General features: G+C 65.3%; 11 protein-coding genes. 5 read left to right on the top strand and 6 right to left on the bottom strand.

What is annotated here, in order from left to right; all coding sequences use genetic code 11:
* Nucleotides 1-77: 77 nt before the first annotated feature.
* Nucleotides 78-746, bottom strand: a complete 669-nt coding sequence (locus GOC52_RS18110) for a glutathione S-transferase family protein (RefSeq protein WP_071305906.1) — start codon at nt 744-746, stop codon at nt 78-80.
* A gap of 127 nt (nt 747-873) precedes the next feature.
* Here GOC52_RS18110 and GOC52_RS18105 point away from each other — a divergent pair, with 127 nt between their 5' ends.
* The gene (locus tag GOC52_RS18105; RefSeq protein ID WP_019336342.1) at nt 874-1,290 is read left to right on the top strand and encodes a hypothetical protein; all 417 of its coding nucleotides are present in this window, start codon (nt 874-876) and stop codon (nt 1,288-1,290) included.
* Nucleotides 1,291-1,297: 7 nt separating this feature from the next.
* Here GOC52_RS18105 and GOC52_RS18100 read toward each other — a convergent pair whose 3' ends face one another.
* Nucleotides 1,298-2,101 (bottom strand): AraC family transcriptional regulator, encoded by an 804-nt coding sequence (locus GOC52_RS18100; RefSeq protein WP_049436921.1) that lies wholly within the window; start codon nt 2,099-2,101, stop codon nt 1,298-1,300.
* 7 nt (nt 2,102-2,108) lie between these two features.
* Here GOC52_RS18100 and GOC52_RS18095 point away from each other — a divergent pair, with 7 nt between their 5' ends.
* The gene (locus GOC52_RS18095; protein ID WP_191850076.1) at nt 2,109-3,059 is read left to right on the top strand and encodes an EamA family transporter; all 951 of its coding nucleotides are present in this window, start codon (nt 2,109-2,111) and stop codon (nt 3,057-3,059) included.
* Nucleotides 3,060-3,067: 8 nt separating this feature from the next.
* On the opposite strand, the gene GOC52_RS18090 is transcribed toward GOC52_RS18095, so the two are convergent.
* Nucleotides 3,068-4,096, bottom strand: a complete 1,029-nt coding sequence (locus GOC52_RS18090; RefSeq protein WP_191850074.1) for an IclR family transcriptional regulator — start codon at nt 4,094-4,096, stop codon at nt 3,068-3,070.
* Nucleotides 4,097-4,354: 258 nt separating this feature from the next.
* On the bottom strand, nt 4,355-7,189 hold the full coding sequence (locus tag GOC52_RS18085) for a TonB-dependent receptor plug domain-containing protein (protein WP_191850072.1): 2,835 nt from the start codon (nt 7,187-7,189) through the stop codon (nt 4,355-4,357).
* Nucleotides 7,190-7,743: 554 nt separating this feature from the next.
* Here GOC52_RS18085 and GOC52_RS18080 point away from each other — a divergent pair.
* The gene (locus GOC52_RS18080) at nt 7,744-8,196 is read left to right on the top strand and encodes a PA2169 family four-helix-bundle protein (protein ID WP_191850070.1); all 453 of its coding nucleotides are present in this window, start codon (nt 7,744-7,746) and stop codon (nt 8,194-8,196) included.
* An 85-nt stretch (nt 8,197-8,281) separates the two neighbouring features.
* On the opposite strand, the gene GOC52_RS18075 is transcribed toward GOC52_RS18080, so the two are convergent.
* Nucleotides 8,282-9,772: an MFS transporter gene (locus tag GOC52_RS18075; RefSeq protein WP_238794410.1), complete on the bottom strand. Its 1,491-nt coding sequence runs from the start codon at nt 9,770-9,772 to the stop codon at nt 8,282-8,284.
* Nucleotides 9,773-9,878: 106 nt separating this feature from the next.
* On the opposite strand from GOC52_RS18075, the gene GOC52_RS18070 reads away from it, so the two are divergent.
* Both GOC52_RS18070 and cml read left to right on the top strand, forming a co-directional pair.
* On the top strand, nt 9,879-10,784 hold the full coding sequence (locus tag GOC52_RS18070) for a LysR family transcriptional regulator (RefSeq protein WP_043397606.1): 906 nt from the start codon (nt 9,879-9,881) through the stop codon (nt 10,782-10,784).
* A 198-nt stretch (nt 10,785-10,982) separates the two neighbouring features.
* Complete coding sequence (cml, locus tag GOC52_RS18065; protein ID WP_043397546.1) at nt 10,983-12,170, top strand: CmlA/FloR family chloramphenicol efflux MFS transporter; 1,188 nt, start codon at nt 10,983-10,985, stop codon at nt 12,168-12,170.
* A gap of 66 nt (nt 12,171-12,236) precedes the next feature.
* On the opposite strand, the gene GOC52_RS18060 is transcribed toward cml, so the two are convergent.
* Nucleotides 12,237-15,617: an autotransporter domain-containing protein gene (locus tag GOC52_RS18060; RefSeq protein WP_043397550.1), complete on the bottom strand. Its 3,381-nt coding sequence runs from the start codon at nt 15,615-15,617 to the stop codon at nt 12,237-12,239.
* Nucleotides 15,618-15,740 lie beyond the last annotated feature (123 nt).

Below are 15,740 nucleotides of genomic sequence, written 5' to 3'. Positions count from 1 at the left end.
AGCCCGTGTATACACCACACGGCTGCCTTCCGGTTTCCCGCGCGGCCGGGGACCTTCGAATGCCGAAGGAGGCTGCCTCAGTCATCCTTTGGTGATGGCGCGTCTGTGCTTTGCAGGAACACCTGCAGCTGCGCGGCAAACGCACGCTGGTAGGCGGGGCGTTGCGTTGCACGGCCCACATAGGCAGCCACCTTCGGGTATTCGTCGAGGAGGCCGCTGCTCTTCAGGCGCAGCAGCACCGAGACCATCATCAGGTCGCCCACGCTGAAGTCGCCATCCAGCCACGCCGCCGTGCCCAGCCACGCAGACAGCTGCGAGAGACGCATCCGCACGCGCTCGTCCAGCATCACCAGCCGCTGTGAATACCAAGGTAGTTCGCGTTCCAGCACCCAGGCCATCGAGCGTTCGACGATGGGCGGTTCCACCGTGTTCAACGCAGCGAAAACCCACATGATCGCGCGCATGCGTGCGTCCGGATCAGCGGGGAGCAGGCCGGCATGCTGTTCGGCCAGGTGCAGGACGATTGCGCCGGATTCGAACAGGACCTGGTCGCCGTCCTGCCAGGTGGGGATCTGCCCGAAGGGGTTGCGCGCCAGGTGGACGGGCTGCTTCAGCTCGGCAAAGCTGAGCAGCTGCACGTCATAGGGCACGGCCAGTTCCTCCAGCGCCCAGCGTACGCGCATGTCACGGGCCAGGCCCTGGCCGCGGTCGGGAGAGGTGGCGAAGGCGGTGAGGATCGGGCACATCGGGGCACTCCTGCAGGCTGAAAGACCCGCCTTTCCTTCTCCGACGAACGATGGGGCGGGAAATCGACAACCTTCCCGGGGCGCCGGGCGATACACTGCCCGCCACCCATCAATCCTGTGCCTCCTCATGTGGCAGCGCCGCACCTCCCTGGCCGAACTGCAGCGGCAACGCGATGTGCTGCAGGCTGAGATGGATGCGGATGCCCAGCGACGGGTCTCACGGCTTCCGCCGGATGATCTCGTGGCAGCGCTGATGCCGCAGGCGCACCGGCTCCAGGAGCTCAATCAGCTGATCCTGCGGGCTACACCGCCGCGTGAACTGATGAAGCGCCTGAAGGCGCTTGAGCGACAGCTGCTCGAACCCGGTGCACAGAGCGCAGGCGTGCGGAAGGAGCTGGAAGATGAACTGCGCGATCTGCACCTGTACTTCAGCAATCCGCGCCGTCGCCCCTTGACGGCGAAGGTCCTGCTGATCCTGTTGGCCAGCGTTCTGGCCGCCTTGTTCCTGCCGGGGCTGCTTGTGGACCTGCTGGTCGCTCTCTAGGCCGCGCTCACCCCGCCCGATGCAGCTTCCTGTACTGATCCGGCGTGCACTGCGCGTGCCGCTTGAACATCTCGGCGAAGGCGCTGACGCCGGAATAGCCCAGCTCTTCGGCGATCCGGCTGATCGGCCGGCGTGTACACAGCGCCTCGGTGGCGCGCACGAACTTCACCCGCCCACGCCAGTCGCCCAGCGACATGCCCAGTTCGCTGCGTGCCAGGCGCTCCAGCTTGCGCACGCTCATGTGGTGCCGCCGCGCGATCTCGGCAACCGATTCGGCCGCCGACAGGTGTTTCTCCATGTACGCCATCACCTGCTTCAAGGCATCGCTGCTGGCGATCGGCAGGAAACTGGGCAGCACAGCGGCGTTGACGATCTGGTCGATCACCACGGCGGCCATGCGCCGCTGGACCGGTGTCTGCGGATCGGTCACGCCCTGTCGTGCCAGTTCATGCAGCAGTTCGCGCAGCAGCGGGCTGACTTCCAGCGCACTGCAACGCGTGGGCAGCCGGCGTGAAAGTGCCGCCGACAGATAGGCCGAGCGGTAGGCCAGCTGCGAGCGGTTGCGTGAATAGTGCGCCATTCCTGGTGGAATCCAGATCGCGTAGTGCGGCGGCGACACCATCCACTCGCCGTCGATCTTCATCTCCATCACCCCCTGCGCGACGAAGTTGAACTGACCCCACGGATGGCTGTGCGTGCCCCAGTCCGTGGGCTCCATCGCGCCCTGCCGGAAGTAGATCGGGCCGGGCAGCTGGCGGAAGGTGGGGATCGGCTCCATCGATTGCCGCAAGCCGGGGTCGGGGTGGCGCATTTTCGGGATGTCCTCAATATACGCCAAGCGTACGCTGGCCATTCCCCCACGTACACCTGCACGCGTGAACTATCTCTTCCCGATCCTCGCCTGCCTGCTGTGGGGCGCGAACACCATCGTGACCAAGCTTGCTTCGGGCTCGGTCGGTCCCATCGATATCGGCTTCTTCCGCTGGCTGGTCGCGGCGGTGGTCCTGCTGCCATTCGCGCTGCCGCGGCTGCGCGGCAATCTGCCGACCGTGCGCGCCAACCTCGGGCGCTTCCTGGTGCTGGGCTGCCTGGGTGGGGTGATGTACCAGTGCCTGGCCTACTATGCGGCGCACTTCACCTCGGCCACCAACATGGGGGTGATCCAGGCGCTGATTCCGTTGATCGCGCTGGCGCTGTCACGCGTGTTCATGGGCCATCCGGTGCGTGGTACTTCCATTCTTGGCGCGGTGATCTCCACCGCCGGCGTGGTGGCGGTGGTATCGCAGGGCGACCTGGCACGGTTGGCGGCGCAGGGCCTGAACCGCGGAGACGCGATCATGCTGATCGGCGCATTGGCCTTCGCCGCCTACAACGTGCTGATGCAGCGCTGGAAGATTCCGTTGTCGGTGCTGGAGTCGCTGTTCCTGCAGGCCACGGCGGCCTCGCTGATCCTGCTGCCACTGCAGTTGCTGGTTGGTACCGGGGTGAGCAATCCGACCGCCGTCGGTTGCATCGGCTTCGCTGCAGTCTGTGCCTCGATCCTGGCGCCGCTGACCTGGATGACTGGACTTTCACGCCTGGGCGCTGCGCGCGTCTCTGGCTTCTTCAACCTGGTGCCGATCGTGACCGCCGCGCTGGCCGTGCTGCTGCTGGGCGAATCACTCAGTGGCTGGGTACTGGGCGGTGGCCTGCTGGCGGTGTCCGGCGTGGTGTTCGCCGAGTACGGTGCCAGGCGCGCCGCTGCAGTGCCGGGCGAGCAGCCCGCATAGGGCTTCGGTCATGCGGGGTATGTGTCCCCGCTCAGCGCCTGTTCCACCCGCTGTTCCAGCGCGTCTGCATCATGGCCGCGTTTGCCCTGCAGGCTGAGATACAGCGAAAGCGGGTCAACCACATCGCCGATGCTGGTGAATGCCGGCGGATAGGCCCAGATCTGCAGCCGTGCGCTCTGGACGCAGTCCGGGCCGGGCATGGGAAGTGCACCCAGCAACCGCCACGCATCGATGTGCAGCGCGCGGGTGCCGCCGATCGCGGGCGGTGACGTGTCAGCAAGCGCATCGAGGCCCGCCGTCGGCGCCGGGTGCCCGGCATCGCGGAGCGCCTCGGCGGTCGGGCCCCAGCAGACATCCACTTCCTTCAGGATGGGGGAACGCAGGAACGGCTGCGCCCTGGCCCAGACCTCGTCGCGGTTGCCGGCCAGCTTCAGGAAGCGCTCGCGGCCACCGGTGGAGCGTTCAACCAGGCCGCGACCAACCAGTTCGGCAGACAGGCGCGACGCCGTCATCGAGGTGTAGCCGGCGGCAGCACTGATCTCGCGCGGCGACCACCAGCGCGACTGGCCGCTCAGCAGCACGTGGATCAGCACGGCCTGCGCCGAAGGCAGCAGCGAGATGGCCTTCTTCTCATGATCAGGGTCGTCGCGGAACTCTATGGCCAGGCTGGGCGCGAACAACTGGGTGTGCGGGACCACGAAGTCGATGTGGTTCTCGACCAGGAAGCGACGCTGGGTCGGCGTGAGATAGGGCGAGACGTACAACACCAGTGCATTCGCAGCAGAGCGCAGGCAGCGTACATCCTGGATCACGCGGGTGCTGGATTCGCCGGGCTCGCGGGCCACGGCGAGCATGGCGGGGGTTTCCCCGTACAGCATCAGTCCGGCGAGGTGGTAGCGCGATGCAGTTGCGTGGGGAATGGCATGCAATGAAGCAAGTGGATGCACCGCCGAGGCGAGCCCGGGGAGAATCCTGCGCAGGTACCGCTGCGCGTCAGCGACCAGGTCGGTCAGGCCGGTGCGAACTGCCGTCGTCATCTCGTACTTCCCTTGCGGCGTCACGTCCGGAGGGTCGGAACCCGGCCACATCGCCACATTCAGTGGTGAACCTGGAGACGGGTGTGCAGTGTCGGGGCGCGTGGCGATCCATGCGGTCCTGCTCCTTAGCCGTCATGACATCAAGTGTTGCCGGGAACCTTGGAGATTCCGTCGAAAAACGATGGAGATTGGGTGGAGGTGGTGTGCATCGTGGCCGGCGGACTCCCCTTCCGCCGGCCACGAGCACGGACATGCCCGTCAGAAGCGCTGCGAGTACTTCACGTACACGGTGCGGCCGATATCGAAGCCGCCGTAGTAGGGGAAGGAGCTGGACGGCTTGGAGAACATGATCGGGCCCTGGTGGTTGAACACGTTGTTCGAACCCAGCGCCACGGTACCGTCCCACGGCAGCCTGTAGCTGACCTGGATGTCATGGAAGGCATTGGAGCCCACCTTGCGCAGAGCATCCGGTTCTCCGTAGGCGTAGCGATCGGGCAGCGAGCACGGACGGTTCGGCACGCAGCTTTCGGCCATGCCGGAGTAGTAGCGCACCGTGTACTGCGTGCTGAAGTTGCCAAGCTGCCAGTTCACACCCAGGTTCGAGCGCAGGCGGAAGATGCCCGGCCGACCGATCCGGCCCATCATGATGGTGTCGCCGGCCGAGTTCTGGTTCTCCTCGTCGTACTTGGAGACATAGCTGTTCTGCAGGTCGATGGTGAAGCGGCCGAACGAGAACTCGGGCAGGCGGTAGTGGATGCCCAGATCCCAGCCTTCGGTTTCCATCGAGCCCAGGTTGGCCAGGCCGTAGAACATGCTGGTGATGTGGCCATCGCCAGCGCGCCTGATGCTGCCACAGCGCGAGGAATTGCCCAGCACGTAGCAGTCACGCAGGATGCGGTCGACGCTGTCCTCGATGATCATGTTGGTGATCTTGTAGCTGTACCAGTCGAGGTTGATGTCCAGGCCATCGACCCAGCGCGGGCTCCAGACCACGCCCACGGTCTTGCTCTTGGACTCCTCCGGTCGCAGCTTCGCGTTGGAGCCGGTGGTGAATTCGTCGGGCGTGGCACACGGATAGCTGGCACAGGGCTTCAGGCTCTGGTTCAGCTGCTGGTAGCCCAGCGGGACGCCGGCAGCGTTGCAGGCAGCGTTGCCGTTGACGCTGTTGGTGGCGCCGGTGCCGCAGGGATCGACATAGGTTTCGAAGCTGGTCCCCATTCCACCATACAGGTCGGAGATGCTCGGGGCGCGGAAGCCTTCGGCGAAAGTGCCGCGGATCATCAATTCCTCGATCGGGCGCCAGGCGAAGCTGGCCTTGGAATTGGTGGTGTTGCCGAAATTGCTGTAGTCGGAATAGCGCGTGGCCAGGTTCACGGTCAGTTCCTTGGCGAACGGCAGGTCACGCAGCACCGGCACGTTCACTTCGGCGAAGAACTCATTGAGACTGTACTCACCCGAGGTGGTGGATGCGCCCAGTGCCGTGCTCTGGCGCGACTGGGCAAAGGCGTCGGGCACGAAGCGGCCTTCTTCCTTGCGGTATTGGTAACCCAGAGCGACGGACAGGTCACCGGCAGGCAGTTCGATCACTGGCCCGGAGATATTGGCGAAATAGCTGCGGGTCTTGGTGATGCCGGTATCGTTGAACGTCGGGAACAAGAAGCGCTGCAGTTCGGGATCGGAGAGAGAGCCAGCCCCCGCGACACCGTATGGCAGCAAAGGATTCCAGGCCAGGCAGCCCGTGACCGGCGATGCCGCCGTGCCACACCGGGCCACACCGTTGGCATCGAGGTAGGAGGGCCCCAATGCCTGCCGGGAAGCGATCAGGCTCATGTCGCCACGGCCTGTTTTTGTGACTTCATTGCGGTTGAACAGCGCACCGACTTCCCAGTCGTACGTCTTGGCGCCCAGTTCGAAGTAGCCGGACAGGCTTGGTGCAATGCGCAGCGACTTCAGCTTGCTTTCGGTCGTGCGCGGCACTTCCCACAGGCGGCGATTGAACGCGACGCTGTGGTCGAGCGGGTTGAAAACGCTGCCTGCGTCCAGGGGCGTGCCGAACTTGGTCGACTGGTACGGGTAGCCCGCGATCTGCTGGTCGGTGGTGCGCTCGTTGTAGCCGATGTCGGCGGCGAACTTGATCTGGTCGGTCAGCGCGTAGTCCGTGCTGAGGAACAGCGAGCGACGCTCGATGCCGGTCTGCAGGTGCATCTGGTCGCTGCCGTTGGCGAACTCGGCCGGCGTGATCGGGTGGTAGTCGTTCGGATTCTTCGGGTCGCCGCCACGGTTGAGCGTCTTGAACACCGCGTCACCGGTGTTGCACTTGTAGAGCGCCGGGTCGCACCACGAACCGTTCTGGCTGATGTTGCTCCAGTCTGCGCCCGGGTAGTTGGGGCCGGCGCCGCCGTACCGGGAGAACTCGCGGTCGCGGGCAAATACCGGGTCCGACTTCTGGTATTCCAGTGCGAGGGTGTATCCGCCACGTTCTCCACGGGCGCCGGTCACCAGCGAAAACGTGCTGTCCTTGCCATCGCCCTGGCTGAACTGCCCGTGCTGCATGGACACTTCCAGCCCTTCGTAGTTCTTGCGGGTGATGATGTTGACCACGCCAGCGATCGCATCCGAACCGTACAGCGAGGAGGCGCCGTCCTTCAGGACATCGATGCGTTCCACCGCGCTCATCGGAATCTGGCTGAGATCCTGCAGGCCACTGGTGGTCGCGCCCAGGCGCTTGCCATTGACCAGCACCAGCGTGCGCGTGGCGCCCAGATTGCGGATGTCGACGTAGTAGCCGCCGACATTTTCACCGGACGACAATGCGCGTGCGCGGGAGATCGCCGGCGCGCCCGTGGACGTCAGGTTCTGCAACAGGTCGGCGATCGTGGTGAATCCCTGCTGCTCGATCATCGTGCGGGTGATGGCGATGATCGGCTGCTGCGTTTCGATATCCACGCTGCGGATGGCAGAGCCGGTAACCTGGATGCGATCGAGGTTCTTCGGCGTCTTGTCGCCGTCATCCTGCGCATGCGCGGCCGGTGACCAGGCGGCGGCCAGGGCCGTGCCCACTGCCAGGGAAAGCAGGGTGTACTTGTAATGCATTTGGCTCTCTCCAAATCCAGTTGAATGGGTTTCCGCATAGCTGCGTGGAAACCGATCTGAAACTCCGCTGTGCGGAATCGGAAGGAACCTAACATTCCGTTTACAACTCGATTACGTTATGGACGCGTTATCGTCGCGCGCTGGATACAGCGTTCATGCACAAGCCATGCACGAAACCGCGACGCGCACCGGGGGTGCCCTGCTTCAGTCTGGCTGCGGGCCGATGACAGACTCCAGGAGACATCCGATGAATACCCCCGGTAAACCAAAACCCACGTGGAAGCAGTGGCATGTGCTGTTGCTGGTGCTTGCCATCGCACTGCTGGTGGCGCTGATCATCGTCATCGCGCCCTGGTGAATCGTGGGCGTTCTGCTCAGATGCCGTGAACGCGGAAATGCGATGGGATGAAGGAGTCAGGACGCGTTGAGGGTGGTGATGCATGCATCAATTCGTACTCACCCAACCGGCACATTCAAACCTCCACAGTGATCCCGAAGGCAACGCACTCGCGCTGTCATTCTCAATAGACCATCGAGCACACAGGAGCGATTCCATGAGCACCCAGTCCACCATCGAACATCGCCTCAACGACCTGATCGAGATTGCCCGGGACGGAAAGTCGTTCTACGAAGAAGCTGCGACCAAGGTGAAGGATGCCGAACTGTCGGCCCTGTTCACCCGCATTGCCGGCGTCAAGGGCCGCATCGTCGCCGCGTTGAGCAGTTCGGTCGCCGCCAGCGGCGGCAAGCCCGCCGAGCACGGCACCATGGTCGGGTCGATGCAGCAGTTCTACGGCAAGGTGCGCGCTGCATTCGGCGACACCAACTATGGTTACGTGGCCGAGCTGGAAGAGTCGGAAGACCGGCTGCTTGGCGCGTTCAAGGACGTGCTGAAGGACAACGAACTGCCGCCGGCCGTGCGCCAGGAAGTCACCCAGCTGCTGCCCGAAGCGCAGGAATGCCACAACGTGATGCGGGCGCGCAAGCACGCCATGAAGGCGGCCTGACGATCATCGGCGGCCTTCTCCCCGGGGCCGCCACGGTCGGGGCAGCGTGGCTGCCCCGGCCAACTTCGTAATCCGCGCTCCAGCGTCATCGCTGTGCGGGACTACGGCCCAGCAGCAACACCGCAAGGCTGGCCAGCAGCGCGGCAATGGCCGACGTCCACAGTGCACTGGCAAATCCGTGGCTGTAGATCGCCTGTGCGAAGGCCATGTTGCGCGCACTGGTGAAGGTGCCGGTAGCGATCGCATCGGCCATCGACAGTACATCGCGCGCGGGACCCACAGCCGACAGTGCGTTGCGGATGCCCAGGCTCAAGGCGCTGGACAGCACGGTGAATCCGAGCAGGATGCCGACAAAGCGCGTGGTCGCGCTGATGCCGGAGGCCATGCCGGCCCGCTCGCGCGGTGCCGCGCCGATGATGGCTTTGGATGTCTCGCCATTGAGGATGCCGCCGCCGGCACCGATCACCACCATTGCGACGAATGCCAGCCAGGACAGATGCTGCCACGCGGCCAGTCCGGCCACGGCATTGCCCGCGGCAGTGATCGACAGCCCGATCGCCAGCACCGCCGGACTGTTCAGATGGCGACCGAGCCGGCGGCCCACGCTGGGAAACAGCAGCATCGCCGCAGCGAACGGGAGCATGCCGGCACCCGCAGCCAGTACGCCCAGGCCGATGCCGTTCTGCAGGTACTGCGGCAGCATCGACGCCATCACCTGTGCGCTGACCGAATAGCCGACCATGGCAATGAGTGCGCCGATGAAACGTGGACTGGCCAGCAGCCCGAGATCGACCATGGGATGTGACCGTGCCCGCTCAACGATGACGAAGGCGGCGGCCATGATGATGGCCAGGCCCAGCCCGCTCAGCGCCGGCGCCGATGACCATCCTTTTGCCAGTCCTTCGACCAGGAAGAACACGATGCCGAAGATGGCAACGCTGAAGGTGATGATGCCGGGCGGGTCGAGCGGGCGGACCGCGCTGTCGGACGACTCGGGTATCCAGCGCAGCGTGCCGTAGCCGAGCAGGCCCAGGAACGGCAGGATCGCAATGAACACCGCGCGCCAGCCCCAGAGCGCGGACAGCAGGCCGCCGATCAGTGGCGAGAGCACCATCATCACGCCCATGGCTGTGCCCCAGAACGCCCATGCAGTGTCTTTGGCGGCCCCCTGGTGGTAGGTGTGGCCGATGATCGACAGCGAGGGCGCCAGCAGGAAAGCAGCACCGATGCCCTGCAGTGCCCGCGCCAGGTAGAGCAGGGTGGCACCGGGCGCCAGTGCACAGAGCAGAGAAGTGAGGGCGAACAGGCTGATGCCGATCAGCAGCACCCGGCGGCGGCCGTAGCGGTCGGCGACAGCACCGGCGGGCAGCAGCAGTGAGGTGAAGGACAGGATGTAGGCACTGATCACCCACTCGATATCGGCGAATCCGGCGTGCAGGTCGCGCGCGATGCTGGGCAGTGCGACCGCTACGGCATTGGTCTCCAGCACGGTCATCGTGCAGCCCAGCGAGGCCACCAGCAGGATCGCGTCAGGCAGCGTGTGCCGTGCAGGCGAAGAGGGAGGGGAGGGCGGCACCGGTCACTCGCACGAAGGGAGGACCGCCATTCCAGCAATGATAGGTGTTTGTTTCATTCTCGGTGTTTTCTGGTTACGTTAGCTTGAACCTAACGAAATGCCGCCCATGGAACGCCGTCACCTGGAGTACTTCGTCACCTTGGCCGAGGAACTGCACTTCGGTCGCGCGGCCCTGCGGCTGGGGATCGCCACTCCCACGCTGAGCGTGCAGATCCAGGACATCGAGCGTCGCCTCGGCACGCGCCTGTTCGACCGCAGCCGGCGCGAAGTGCTGCTGACCTCCGCAGGCGAGGTGTTCCTGGCGGAAGCCCGCGATGTGCTGCGCCGGTTCGAACAGGCCGAAACCCTGGGCCGGCGCGCCGGGCGGGGTGAGATCGGCAAGATCGAGATCGGCTACGTCGGCTCGGCGCTGTATGCCGGTGCGTTGCAGGATCAGCTCAGCCGGTTCCGCAGCCGCTACCCGGGCGTGGAACTGCAGGTGAGCGAATGGCCGATGGGCGAGCTCCCGCAGCTGCTGCAGGAAGGCCGGGTGGATGTGGTGTTCTGCCGGCCTCCGATGGATGTACCCGACAGTTTCGGCGAACACACCCTGGTCGAAGACCAGTTCTGCGTGGCCCTGCCGGAAACCCATCCGCTGGCGCAGGCCCGCGCGCCGGTACAGCCGGCGTCATTGGCCCGGGAAAGCTTCGTCATGCCGGAGCAGCCGGTGGGCGCAATGGAAGTCGGGCGCCGCGGCGGGTTCATTCCACGTATCCGTTCCCAGCCCGGGCATCTGGCGGCGGTGTTGGCCGAGGTGTCGGTCGGCGTTGGTTCGGTGGCGATCGTGCCATCGGTACTGCAACGCACGCTGGTGCTGCCCGGAATGATCTATCTGCCACTGGCCGGCCCCACCATCGTCTCGACCATCGCTGTGCAGTACCGGCGGGCGGAGTCCTCGCCTGTGGTGCGACGGCTGATCGAGCAGGTGAAGGAGACGCCGTGCCGGCGCATCGACATGTTGCCCCTGGCCTGAGCGCCGCGCGGCAGGTGGACGATTGCTACACTTGCGCCACCTGCATTTGCATTCGATGGACATCATGAACAACGGGAACGGTCCGCAGACAGTTCGCTGAGCCGCAACAACGATGCAGACGTTGTTGCGGTGATCATCCCTGCGATGCACGCGAAGTGGATGGATCACCGCCGGATTCACTCTGGGCGGAGACTCCCCATGTTCAATCGACAGGCCCCGCGTTGGGCCCACCCGCTGCCATCGGCCATTGTGCTGATGGCGCCGTTCGACCTCCTGGCCTCGCTGGCCATGGATATCTATCTTCCTGTGGTGCCGGTGATGCCGCGGGCACTGCAGACATCACCGACGGTGGTGCAGCTGACGTTGAGCATCTACCTGCTGGTGCTCGGCCTGGGCCAGTTGCTGTTCGGCCCGTTGTCCGACCGCATCGGGCGGCGGCCGGTCCTGTTGCTGGGGGCGTTGCTGTTCGCGCTTTCGTCGTTTGCGCTGGCCATGTCCAGCAGCGGCGCAGCATTCCTGGCCTGGCGGACCGTACAGGCGGTGGGGGCGTCGGCGGCATTGGTGGCGACCTTTGCCACGGTCCGTGACGTGTATGCCGATACACCCGAAGGTGCGTCGCTGTATGGGCTGTTCGCCTCGATGCTGGCCTTCGTGCCGGCACTGGGGCCGATCCTCGGCGCACTGTTGGCAGGCGCGGTTGGCTGGCGCGCGATCTTCGTTCTGCTCGGCGCACTGGGCATGATCGCCGGCATGCGCGCGGTACGGCATTGGCGGGAAACCCGCCCGCGGTGCCATGACGCGTCGCGACCGGCGGTACGACGCATCCTCGGCAGCGGCGCGTTCTGGGTCTACACGCTGGGCTTCAGTGCGGGCATGGGCACGTTCTTCGTGTTCTTCTCGGTCGCGCCCCGGCTGCTGGTCGGACGCATGCAGTACTCGCCCCTGTCGTTCAGCCTTGCCTTCGCCACGGTGGCGCTGGTGATGATCGTCACGGCGCGGATGGCGCACGTGTGCATTGCCCGCTGGAACGTGCGCGGTACCTTCCTGCGCGGCCTGTGGGTGATGGTGGCCGGGGTGCTGCTGATGGCGTTGGCCGCAGCGTGGCCTCCCTCGTTCATCGCGGTGGTGCTGCCCATGTGGGGCATCGCGGTGGGGCTGGTGATGGTGGTTTCGGTGGCCGCAAGCGGCGCGCTGCGTGATTTCGCCGATGCGTCGGGTACGGCGGTGGCTCTGTACTACGCGGTGCAGAGCCTGATCGTGGCAGGCATCGGCACGCTGGTTACCCTGGTGCTGCCCGGCGATACCGTGTGGCCGCTGGTGGCCTACGGGTTGCTGCTGCCACTTGCCAGCCTGGCAGGTACCGCCGCGCTGCGGCACCGCACATAGCGCTGGATGGCGGGCAAAAAAAGGGGCGGCCGCGAGGCCGCCCCAACCCGTCAAGAGAACACGTGTTTAGAAGCGGACGGACCAGCGTGCAGTGGCGCCATGGTCGCGGCTTTCACTGCCGAACTGACCGCTGTAGCCCAGCTCCAGCTGCTGCCGCGGGGTCAGCCACGCCGCCAGGCCCAGCTCGGCCACGACGGCGTTGTCGGCAATCGGAGCACCCTCGACCGCGAACGTGGTGCTGCTGTTGGCAAAGGCGAGGTTGGCCACCTGGCTGCGGTCGCCGGAGGCACGGCGGTAGCCGACACCGCCACGCAGGTGCAACCAGCTGTCCTGCTGGAACGATGCCTTCAGACCCTTGTCGAAGCGGAGACCAGCGGTGGCGATGGTGGTGCCGGTGTCGTCCACCTTGCCGTGCAGTGCCGCCGCGCCGCCACGCTCGTTGATCTGCTTCAGGTCCACTTCCACGCGGGCGACCTGCAGGTACGGCTCCAGCCCACCTTCCGCATTGCCGAAACGGTAGCCCGCTTCGATGAAGGCCTGGCGTGTATGTGCGTTGTAGCGCGCGCTCAGGCTGTCGCTGAAGCCTGCGAAGGCAACATCACGCGTGCTCTTCACTTCATTGCGGCTCCATGCCACGCCACCGCGCAGGCCGAACCCGCCCCAGGTGTGGCTGGCGTAGGCGCCGAAGTGCGTGTTGTCGATCTTCGACTTGGCACGACGCTCCTGCTGCTTCACGTCGGTGCGGCCGGTACCGGCCAGCACGCCGATCTGCCAGCCACCGAACTCGCGGTCGATGCCGACCAGCAGGCCATTGCTGTTGGCATCAGTGCGCGCGGTGTTGCTGTTGCCATCCAGCTTGCTGTTGCCGCCCAGCGCCTGCACCCAGGCACCGGTGGCATCACCCGTATCGGATCCCGGTGCGGCTGCACCGGCACGGCGTGACAGTGCGGCATCGCGCACATGGCGGCTGCCCTCGACCAGGGCCAGTGCCGTGGCCGGATGCAGCTCGCCGCTGAGGCCATCGAGCACGCCACCGACCTGTTGCGGGAACAGTTGGGTCAGCGGCTTGGGCAGGCCCTGGTTGATTGCCAGTCCATCGGCCGCCGCCGCGGCCGCACGCTGGTTCGGCGTGGCGGCGGCACTGGCGAGCGACGCACCACGGGCCACGTCGATGCGGGTGCCATTGGCACCGTAAGCCAGGCTGAACTGCAGGAACGGCGAGAACGCGCTGAAGTCGGTTTTCGCGAACTGGCCGCTGACACCGCCGTCGGCGCGGATGAAATTGAACTGCTCGCCGAGGTAGTAGGTACCCGGCTCCGGCAGTGCGATCAGGGTGCCGCCGAGGGTGGCGGTGCCGGTCACGTGCAGCTGGTCACTGCGCCCGCCCGGAGCAAGTTCGGCAGCATAGACGCCGGTTGCACCCTGTACGTAGTTGCCGTTGATGGTCAGCGTGCCGATCGAATTGCCGGGCGCGATGATGCCGTCGACGTGGGTGCTGCCGAGCGTACCGACACCCTTCAGCAGGCCGTTGGCACCGACCGTGGTGGTGCCGCCGGTCTGCGTACCGTTGAAGGACACCACGCCACCGTTGACGGTCAGGTTGCTGTCCTTCAGCAGGCCGCTGCTGCTGACCGTGCTCACGCCCCCGGTGGTGTTCAGCGCGGTGGAGACCAGGCTGCCATTGAGCAGGAACTGGCCACCCTGGACCTCGACCGCAGACGTGAGCGTGTTGGCGCCATTCAATTCCAGCGTACCGTCCTGCAGTACCGCGCCGTTGAAAGTGTTGTCACCGCTCAGGCGCAGCCAGCCGATGCCGGACTTGGTCAGCTTGCCGGGGCCACCGATGTCGTTGGTCCAGTCGTCCCAGGCATCGCCTTCCCAGACCTTCAGGCCACCGGCCTTCTGGTTCATCACCACGTTGGTATCCACGCGCAGCGAGCCGTAGCCTTCGATGGCTTTGCGCAGGTCCATCAGGCCCCAGCCATAGACATCATCGATGCCCGGTGCGCCAAGATCGCGCGCGGTGGTCAGCAGTACGTCGCGCACCTGGGCGCTGTCCAGATAAGGGAAGCGTTCGAACAACAGGCCCAGTGCACCGGTGACGTGGGGTGCGGCCATCGAGGTGCCGCTCAGGTTCCCGTAGGCATACGTTGGGGCCTGGCCGGAGACCTCGAGGATCACATTCCCATTGTCCTCGCGGGGGCTGGCATCGATGACCGAATCTTCGCCATAGACGGTCGAATTGATGTTCGAACCAGGCGCGGCCAGGCACCAGTTCGCGGCCAGGCCGCAGCGCATCGAGCGATTGCTCAGCTCCAGCGCCTGGTTGACGTTGACTACGGCCAACCAGTACGGCTCGACGTCAGTGAATTCGCGTGGCATCGATGCATACATGCCCGCGATCGGCGCCTGCTCTGGCGAGGGATTGACCGAGTCGGTGTTTCCCGCAGCCCATACCTGGATCAGGCCGCGGGTACGTGAGCCTTCTGCTATCGCGCCGAGGCTGTCCGCAAGATCCGGATGCGACAGATAGAAGTCGAGCTTCTCGGCAGTGTCCGGTTCGTTGGTCAGGCCCCAACTGTGGTTGACTGCGCGGACGTGCTGTTCGTTGAGCTGTGCGTATAGCTGCGGGAAGATCGAGTCGGAGGCTCCCAGCCCGGCAACCGATTTACTGTCCAGATACAGTCCGCCATTGCGCTCGACGACGGTCAGGTAGTTCACGCTGTTGGCAAACAGGCGGGCCACGGTGAGGTCCGCCCCGAACGCGACGCCGTGCATTCCGTTGCCGTCGCGGTTGGCGGCGATGGTTCCGGATACGTGGGTGCCGTGCACGTTGTAGCCCGGGCCCTCGAAGTAGCCGTTGCGATTGAGCAGGTCCCTGTAGGCCGGATCAATGAGGGTGTAATCGATGGCGACCTGATTGCCGTCACTGGTGAAGCAGGCATCCGGGCCGGCAAGTACCTCGCTTCCGCACAGGCTGCCATCGGCCAACACATCGGCCAGACGGAGGCTGCGATGGTTCTTCCCGGCGAACTCCGGATGGTCCAGGCCGGTGCCGCTGTCGAACACACCCAGGCGGATGCCGGTACCGGTCAGGCCCCGCGCATAGGCGTGGTCCGCGTTGGTCGCGGCCAGGCCCCAGTCGGCATTGAATTCGTCCGTACGCCAGCTGGCTGGATCGCCCGGATTGCCGAGGGTCGTCGTGCTGCTGGCCGCCGCTGCGGGGGCTGCAATCGGCAACGGGGTGGTTGCGGACGGGATCGCCGCAGTGGCCGGTTGTGCCCACGCCGCCTGCAGTTGGCGCTGTTGTTGCCAGACCTCGAATGAGTCGTTGGCCATCGCGGGCAACGTGCTGGCAAGCAGCAATGTGCTGGTGACCGCCAGTGCGAGGCGGCTGTGCATCGGAGAACGGGAGCGGGACGAACGGCCGTGCAGCGGGTGATTCATCGGACAACTTCCTTGATTGACGGACAACAAGGCCGTTAACCCCGCAGCGCGCCGATCACCCCCAGTGGTGTGAAGAAAATTTAATGAACAGGTTAATGTTTCGTGACGCGCGTGTTCACTCCA

Source organism: Stenotrophomonas sp. SXG-1 (genome assembly GCF_014083965.1).
GTDB classification, from domain to species: Bacteria; Pseudomonadota; Gammaproteobacteria; order Xanthomonadales; family Xanthomonadaceae; genus Stenotrophomonas; species Stenotrophomonas geniculata.
This window is presented reverse-complemented; position numbering and strand designations above follow the sequence as displayed.

What these genes read in the sequence shown, in the direction of transcription:
- GOC52_RS18110 (WP_071305906.1), bottom strand. Translation starts at nt 746, where the DNA reads ATGTGCCCGATCCTCACCGCCTTCGCCACCTCTCCCGACCGCGGCCAG.
- GOC52_RS18105 (WP_019336342.1), top strand. Translation starts at nt 874, where the DNA reads ATGTGGCAGCGCCGCACCTCCCTGGCCGAACTGCAGCGGCAACGCGAT.
- GOC52_RS18100 (WP_049436921.1), bottom strand. Translation starts at nt 2,101, where the DNA reads ATGCGCCACCCCGACCCCGGCTTGCGGCAATCGATGGAGCCGATCCCC.
- GOC52_RS18095 (WP_191850076.1), top strand. Translation starts at nt 2,109, where the DNA reads ATGTCCTCAATATACGCCAAGCGTACGCTGGCCATTCCCCCACGTACA.
- GOC52_RS18090 (WP_191850074.1), bottom strand. Translation starts at nt 4,096, where the DNA reads ATGACGACGGCAGTTCGCACCGGCCTGACCGACCTGGTCGCTGACGCG.
- GOC52_RS18085 (WP_191850072.1), bottom strand. Translation starts at nt 7,189, where the DNA reads ATGCATTACAAGTACACCCTGCTTTCCCTGGCAGTGGGCACGGCCCTG.
- GOC52_RS18080 (WP_191850070.1), top strand. Translation starts at nt 7,744, where the DNA reads ATGAGCACCCAGTCCACCATCGAACATCGCCTCAACGACCTGATCGAG.
- GOC52_RS18070 (WP_043397606.1), top strand. Translation starts at nt 9,879, where the DNA reads ATGGAACGCCGTCACCTGGAGTACTTCGTCACCTTGGCCGAGGAACTG.
- cml (WP_043397546.1), top strand. Translation starts at nt 10,983, where the DNA reads ATGTTCAATCGACAGGCCCCGCGTTGGGCCCACCCGCTGCCATCGGCC.
- GOC52_RS18060 (WP_043397550.1), bottom strand. Translation starts at nt 15,617, where the DNA reads ATGAATCACCCGCTGCACGGCCGTTCGTCCCGCTCCCGTTCTCCGATG.